Genomic DNA, 2,475 nt, shown 5'->3' with positions numbered 1-2,475 from the left:
GAAAAGATGGGCGTGTCGCGCTTCCTGGTGCCGGCCGGCGCGGGCGTGGGCTCGGCGATCGGGTTCCTGCGCGCGCCGTTTGGCTACGAGGCGGTGCGCAGTTCCTTCGTGCGTTTGTCCGAGTTCGAGTCGGACCGCGTCAACCTGCTGATCGAGGAGATGAAGCGCGAGTCACTGACCTTCCTGCGCCAGGGCATGCCCGAGGGCGAGCCTGAGATGGAGTGCACCGCGTTCATGCGCTACGTCGGCCAGGGCTGGGAAATTCCCGTAGGCCTTCCGTTCAAGGCCTTCAGCAACAGCGATACCCGCGAGTTCAAGGCGCTGTTCGAAGCCGCGTACACGCGCTTCTTCGGACGCCCGATCGAAGGGCCGGACATCGAGATCGTCAGCTGGTCGGTCAAGGCCAGTTCGCCGCTGCCGCCCGTGCAGGCGGTGGCGCAGGTCGGTGCCTCGTATCGTGCCCATGAGATCGCCCGTCGGCAAGTCTACGACGTGGTCGCCGGGGGGTTCGTCGACACCGGCATCTATCAGCGCGAGGAACTGCAGACCGGCGCCAGGATCGACGGCCCGGCCATCATCGTCGAGCGAGAGACCTCGACCTTCGTGACCTCGACTTTCACTGCCACGGTCCAGCCAGACGGCTGCCTGCTGGTCGTCCGGCGCTAAGCCGCATTCGTACGGAAGGCATCCTCCATGAGCGAAACCATGATCGATATTCAAATGCAGGTGATGTGGAACCGGCTGGTCTCTGTGGTAGAGGAGCAGGCACTGACACTGATCCGGACTGCGTTCTCCACCAGTGTGCGCGAGGCGGGCGACCTGTCGGCGGGGGTCTTCGACCGTGCCGGCAACATGCTGGCCCAGGCAGTGACCGGTACCCCGGGCCACGTCAACACCATGGCCGAGGCGGTGGTGCACTTCATCAATGACATCGGCCTTGAAAACATCTTCGAGGGTGATGTGTATGTGACCAATGACCCCTGGAAAGGTACGGGTCACCTGCACGACATCACCATCGTTTCCCCCTCGTTCTACAAGGGCAGGCTGATCGGCTACTTCGCCAGCACCGCCCACGTGGTCGATATCGGCGGCCGCGGGTTTGGTCCGGATGCCCGCGAGGTGTACGAGGAAGGGCTGTTCATCCCGATCATGAAGCTGTTCGAGCGCGGCAAGGTCAACCGTGACCTGATCAACATCCTGCGCAACAACGTGCGCGAGAACGACCGCGTGGTGGGCGACTTCTATGCCCTGTCGGCCTGCAACGAGACCGGCCACAAACGGCTGCTGGACATGCTCGACGAGTTCCGCCTCGATGACCTGGAACACATCGGCGGCTTCATTCTCGAGCACAGCCGCCGCGCCACCCTGGAATGCTTCAAGGCGCTGCCTCACGGCACCTACAGCAACAGCATGACCCTCGATGGCTATGACGTGCCGGTTACCTTGGCCGTCACCCTGACCGTCGGCCCGGATGGCATCAAGAGCGATTTCACCGGAACCTCGGGCATGAGCCAGTTCGGCATCAACGTGCCCCTGGGCTACGCCAAGGCCTACGCCTGCTACGGGCTCAAGTGCATTGTGGCGCCGGAGATTCCGAACAATACCGCGTCGCTGGCACCCTTCGAAGTAACGGCACCCGAGGGCTGCATCCTCAACGCCCAAGCACCCGGCACCGGTGTCGGTACGCCATGTGCTCGGGCATTTCGTGCCCGACCTGGTGCTTGGGGCGCTGCACAAGTGCCTGCCAGGCAAGGTCCCCGCAGAAGGCGCGAGCGCCTTGTGGAACCTGCACCTGAGCGTGCGTCCGCTGGAGAGCAACCCGAACGGTCGCAATGCCGAGATGCTGATGTTCAACAGCGGCGGCATGGGCGCGCGCTCCGCCATGGACGGGCTGAGTGCCACGGCGTTCCCGAGCGGGGTGCACACCATGCCGGTGGAGGCCACCGAGCATGCGGGGCCCGTGGTGGTGTGGCGCAAGGAGCTGCGTGACGGCTCTGGCGGTGCCGGCCTGCTGCGCGGAGGGCTGGGGCAGGAGATCGAAGTCTCGGCAGCCGCGGGCTACAGCTTCCGCTTCAGTGCCATGTTCGACCGTATCGAATACCCGGCGCGTGGGCTTGAAGGCGGGCAAGAGGGCGCGCAGGGTTACGTCGGGCTCGATGATGGCAGCCTGCTGCGCGGCAAGGGCCAGCAGTTCGTGCCGGCCGAGCGACGCCTGGTGCTGCGCCTGCCCGGCGGCGGGGGCTACGGTGATCCTCGTCAGCGCGACCGCGCCCAGGTCGAGCGCGACCTGCGTTTTGGCTACATCAGTGCCGAACAGGCACGCGACGACTATGGTTTCGAACCCAGGCAGGAGCGCTGAGACATGGAATTCCAAAGCAGCCGCGTCCGTGCGGTGAAAAGTTCGCCCAGCATGGCCGTGTCGGTGCTCGCCAAGCAGATGCTGGCAGCCGGCGAACCGGTCATCAACCTGAGCCT

1 protein-coding gene and 2 pseudogenes are annotated in these 2,475 nt (G+C 64.9%); all 3 read left to right on the top strand.

Annotated elements, in window-relative coordinates; translation table 11 throughout:
* A pseudogene (locus tag VJS90_RS21120) lies at positions 1-666 on the top strand (hydantoinase/oxoprolinase family protein); the annotation flags it as partial.
* Between the two features lie 27 nt (positions 667-693).
* Positions 694-1,650: pseudogene (locus VJS90_RS21115) on the top strand (hydantoinase B/oxoprolinase family protein); the annotation flags it as partial.
* Positions 1,651-1,675: 25 nt separating this feature from the next.
* Positions 1,676-2,359: a hydantoinase B/oxoprolinase family protein gene (locus VJS90_RS21110; protein WP_324123574.1), complete on the top strand. Its 684-nt coding sequence runs from the start codon at positions 1,676-1,678 to the stop codon at positions 2,357-2,359.
* Positions 2,360-2,475 lie beyond the last annotated feature (116 nt).

The sequence above is a fragment of the Pseudomonas sp. genome (assembly GCF_035277045.1).
Taxonomy (GTDB): Bacteria; Pseudomonadota; Gammaproteobacteria; order Pseudomonadales; family Pseudomonadaceae; genus Aquipseudomonas.
Note: the sequence above shows the minus strand (reverse complement) of the source record. Positions and strands in the feature narration are given on the sequence as shown.